The 3,756-nt window shown below is 72.6% G+C and carries 4 protein-coding genes and 1 pseudogene; 2 read left to right on the top strand and 3 right to left on the bottom strand.

The window, feature by feature from the left end; all coding sequences use genetic code 11:
- Positions 1-97 precede the first annotated feature (97 nt).
- Complete coding sequence (locus tag AB0G02_RS31045) at positions 98-1,057, top strand: WYL domain-containing protein (protein WP_360801085.1); 960 nt, start codon at positions 98-100, stop codon at positions 1,055-1,057.
- A 33-nt stretch (positions 1,058-1,090) separates the two neighbouring features.
- Here the strand turns inward: AB0G02_RS31045 and AB0G02_RS31050 are convergent, their stop codons facing one another.
- On the bottom strand, positions 1,091-1,558 hold the full coding sequence (locus tag AB0G02_RS31050) for a MarR family transcriptional regulator (RefSeq protein ID WP_360801089.1): 468 nt from the start codon (positions 1,556-1,558) through the stop codon (positions 1,091-1,093).
- 39 nt (positions 1,559-1,597) lie between these two features.
- On the opposite strand from AB0G02_RS31050, the gene pip reads away from it, so the two are divergent.
- A complete protein-coding gene (pip, locus tag AB0G02_RS31055) occupies positions 1,598-2,566 on the top strand; it encodes a prolyl aminopeptidase (RefSeq protein ID WP_360801092.1) in 969 nt (322 codons plus the stop codon).
- On the opposite strand, the gene AB0G02_RS31060 is transcribed toward pip, so the two are convergent.
- Both AB0G02_RS31060 and AB0G02_RS31065 read right to left on the bottom strand, forming a co-directional pair.
- On the bottom strand, positions 2,541-3,344 hold the full coding sequence (locus tag AB0G02_RS31060; RefSeq protein WP_360801095.1) for a GNAT family N-acetyltransferase: 804 nt from the start codon (positions 3,342-3,344) through the stop codon (positions 2,541-2,543). The two genes, pip and AB0G02_RS31060, sit on opposite strands and share 26 nt — an antisense overlap.
- A gap of 34 nt (positions 3,345-3,378) precedes the next feature.
- Positions 3,379-3,756 (bottom strand): annotated as a pseudogene (locus tag AB0G02_RS31065) (methyltransferase); the annotation flags it as partial.

The raw sequence follows: 3,756 nt of genomic DNA on the forward strand, positions 1-3,756 counted from the left end.
GAGCATGGTGGGTCCTTCCGGTCGTGGTGGTGCTTGTCCCCCACTGTGGTGGTCAAAGTGCTCACGGAGTGAGCACTTTGGGGGCGAGACTGGGGTCATGCGTGCGGACCGGTTGGTGGCGGTGTTGTTGGTGATGCAGGCGCGGGGGCGGGTGACGGCGGCGGAGTTGGCGGGTGAGCTGGAGGTGTCGGTGGCGACGGCGCGTCGTGATCTGGAGGCGTTGTCGGCGGCGGGTGTGCCGGTGTATGCGCAGCCGGGGCGTGGTGGTGGGTGGCGGTTGGTGGGGCGTGCGCGGACGGATCTGAGTGGGTTGACGGCGTCGGAGGCGCGGGCGTTGTTTCTGTTGGTGGGGCCTGCGTCTGCGGGGTCGCCGGAGGTGCGGGCGGCGTTGCGGAAGTTGGTGCGGGCGTTGCCGGAGACGTTCCGGGAGGGTGCGCGGGCGGCGGCGGACGCGGTGGTGGTGGATGTGGCGGGGTGGGGTCGGGTGGGTCGTGGTCGGCCGGGGTTGGTGGGGGTGTTGGAGGAGGCGGTGGTGGGTCGGCGGCGGGTGGAGTTGGAGTACGAGGGTCGTGGGCGAGTGCGGTCGGTGCGGGTGGTGGAGCCGTGGGGGTTGGTGGACAAGGACGGGGTTTGGTACTTGGTGGCGGGTACGGGGGTGGGTGAGCGGACGTTCCGGGTGGAGCGGGTGGTGTCGGTGCGGGTGTTGGAGGAGGTGTTCGTGCGGCCGGAGGGGTTGGACTTGTCGGTGGTGTGGGGTCGGGTGGTGTCGGAGGTGGAGCGGCGGCGGTCGTCGGTGTCGGCGGTGGTGTCGGTGGAGTCGCGGTACGCGGGGGTGTTGCGGGATCAGTTCGGGCGGCAGTGCGAGGTGGTGGGTGAGGTGGGTGGTCGGGTGCGGTTGCGGTTGTCGGCGCCGTCGGCGTTGATGGTGGCGCAGGTGTTGGCGGGGTGGGGTGGGTTGGTGGAGGTGGTCGAGCCGGAGGGGGTGGACTCGGAGGGGGTGCGGGCGGAGTTGGCGCGGTTGGGTGCGGAGTTGGTGGCGGGTAACGGGGTGGGGTGAGGGTCTCCCCCGCGGTGGGTGTGGTAGTGGGGGTCAGAGGTGGTCGTGGATGCGGTCGCGGAGGGGTTTGTGGTGGAGGGCGCGGAGGGCGGCGTCGACGAGGGTGGTGAGGGGGTGGGGCAGTTCGGTGTCGAGGTCGTGGGTGGCGGCGGTGGTGGCGTGCCATTCGGCGTCGAGGGTGGGCAGGATGGTGCGGGCGTGGTCGGTGAGGTGGACGATGCGTTGGCGGGCGTCGTGGCCGGGGTGGAGGTCGACGAGGCCGTCGCGGCGCATCTGGTTGACGGTTTGGCTGATGGCGGAGTGGGTGACGCCGATGGTGTCGGCGAGGTCGCGGATGGATTGGGGTCCGGCGGTGTGGACGAGTCGGATGACGGGGGTGTAGCGGGGGCGGAAGCCCGGTAGGCCGAGGTCGGTGTAGACGCGGCTGACGTCGCCTTCGAGGAGGTCGAGGAGGTGGCGGAGGCGGGTGCCGAGGTATTCGCCGGCGGGTTGGTGGTCCACTCCCCTAATGTAACAGCGCTGTTGTATCTGTGAGGAGGGGTGGACGTGTGGTATCCGGAGATCGAGCCGTACGAGCACGGGATGTTGGACGTGGGTGACGGCAACCTCGTGTACTGGGAGGTGTGCGGCAACCCGGGGGGCAGGCCGGTGGTGTGCCTGCACGGCGGTCCGGGCACGGGATGCTCCCCCACCATGGCCCGCCGGTTCGACCCGAGCGCCTACCGGATCGTGGTGTTCGACCAGCGCGGCAGCGGGCGCAGCACGCCGCACGCGAGCGAGTACTCGACGGACCTGTCGGTGAACACGACGGCGCACCTGGTGGGTGACATCGAGCGGTTGCGGGAGCACCTGGGGATCGACCGGTGGATGGTGTTCGGCGGGTCGTGGGGGTCGACGCTGGGGTTGCACTACGCGCAGTCGTTCCCGGCGCGGGTGACGGGGATGGTGCTGGTGGCGGTGACCACGAGCCGGTACGCGGAGCTGGACTGGCTGTACCACGGGTTGGGGATGTTGTTCCCGGAGCAGTGGTCGCGGTTCCGGGCGGGTGCGGGTGGGGGTGCGACGGACCTGGTGGCGGCCTACGACGCGTTGCTCAACGACCCGGATCCGGCGGTGCGGGAGAAGGCGGCGACGGACTGGACGGACTGGGAGGCGTCGATCGTGTCGTTGCAGCCGGAGCACAGGCGGGGGCCGCGGATGGAGGACCCGGCGTGGCGGATGGCGTTCGCGCGGCTGTGCGCGCACTACTTCCGGCACCGGGCGTGGTTGGAGGACGGGCAGGTGCTGGCGAACGTGGAGCGGTTGCACGGGATCCCGGCGATCCTGGTGCACGGTCGGTTGGACCTGCAGGGCCCGTTGTGGACGGCGTGGGAGTTGGACCGGGCGTGGCCGGACGCGGAGCTGGTGGTGGTGCAGGGCGCGTCGCACGCGGTGTCGGATCCGGGGATGCCGGAGGCGGTGCTGGCGGCGACGGACCGGTTCGCTACCGGTGGGGGCGTCGGTAGGTGAGGGTGCGCTGTCCGGTGGGCAGGAACCCGAGGGAGCGGTAGAGCCGGCCGGGCGCGGGGTAGGCGTCGTCGCCGCGGGCGTGGACGATCGCGGTGTGCGCGCCGAGGTCGCGCAGCTTGTGCAGGGCGTCGAGGCAGGCGGCGCGGGCCAGGCCGAGGCGGCGGTGGTCGGGGTGGGCGCCGACGGGTTCGAACTCCCCCACGCCGTCGTCCAGCCAGGCCAGGCAGTAGGCGGCGACGGTGCCGTCGGGTGCGAGGACGACGCGGTCGAGGTCTTCGCGGTAGGGCTCGTCGGCGCGCACGACGTGGTAGGTGCGCTCGGTGAGGCGGGAGGGGTGCCAGGCGGCGCGGTGGGCGTCCACGCGGGTGGGGACGAGGTCCTCGGTGACGTGGGCGCAGCGGTAGCCGTCGGGCACGGAGGTGGTGGGCAGGTGGTCCAGGCCGCGGGCGAGGCGGACGAAGAACGGTCCGGGCACGTGCCGGTAGCCGCGGCGGGTGAGGGCGTCGAGCTGGTGGGGTTCGCCGGACCAGGCGACGACCTCGGTGAGCCCGGTGTCGCCTTCGGCCCAGTCGAGGACCTCCTCGGCCAGGAGGGGGTGGTCGGGGTCGACCTGCCACTCCAGCACGCCGGGTTCGGGCAGTCGGCCCCAGGCGTGCGCGCCCCAGACGCGGACGGGTCGGTCGGGGTCGGGGTGGTGGTGCAGGTTCCACGCCAGTCCCCCGGCGTGCCAGCGGCCGGTGGGCCAGGTGCGGCGGGCGAGTTCCCGCATCTCGCGCATGATCACGGACTCTAGGCGGTGGGTGCGGTGGGCGTCAGTCGGGGCCGGGGCGCCAGACGGTGGTGGTCCTGACCGCGACGCCTTCGAGGTCGGGTGGCACCGGCACGGGGAAGGCGTCGAGGCGTGTCCAGCCGCGGGGCATGAACGACCGCTGGGGGTCGCCCACCAGGACCAGGGTGCCGCGGCGGTGGGCGGCCAGGAGGAACGGTTCGACCCGGGCGGCCATGTCGCGGTCGTAGAAGACGTCGCCGGCCAGCAGCACGTCGGTGTCGGGGGTGGTGTCGAGCAGGTCGCCGCCGGTGAACGCCACGGTCACCCGGTTGGCGCGGGCGTTGAGGCTGATGGCGGCGGCCGCGACGGGGTCGATGTCGTTGGCGGTGACGTGGCCTCCGGCGCGGGCGGCGGCCACGGC

Origin of the sequence: Actinosynnema sp. NPDC023658 (assembly GCF_040639995.1) — a bacterium.
Taxonomy (GTDB): Bacteria; Actinomycetota; Actinomycetes; order Mycobacteriales; family Pseudonocardiaceae; genus Actinosynnema.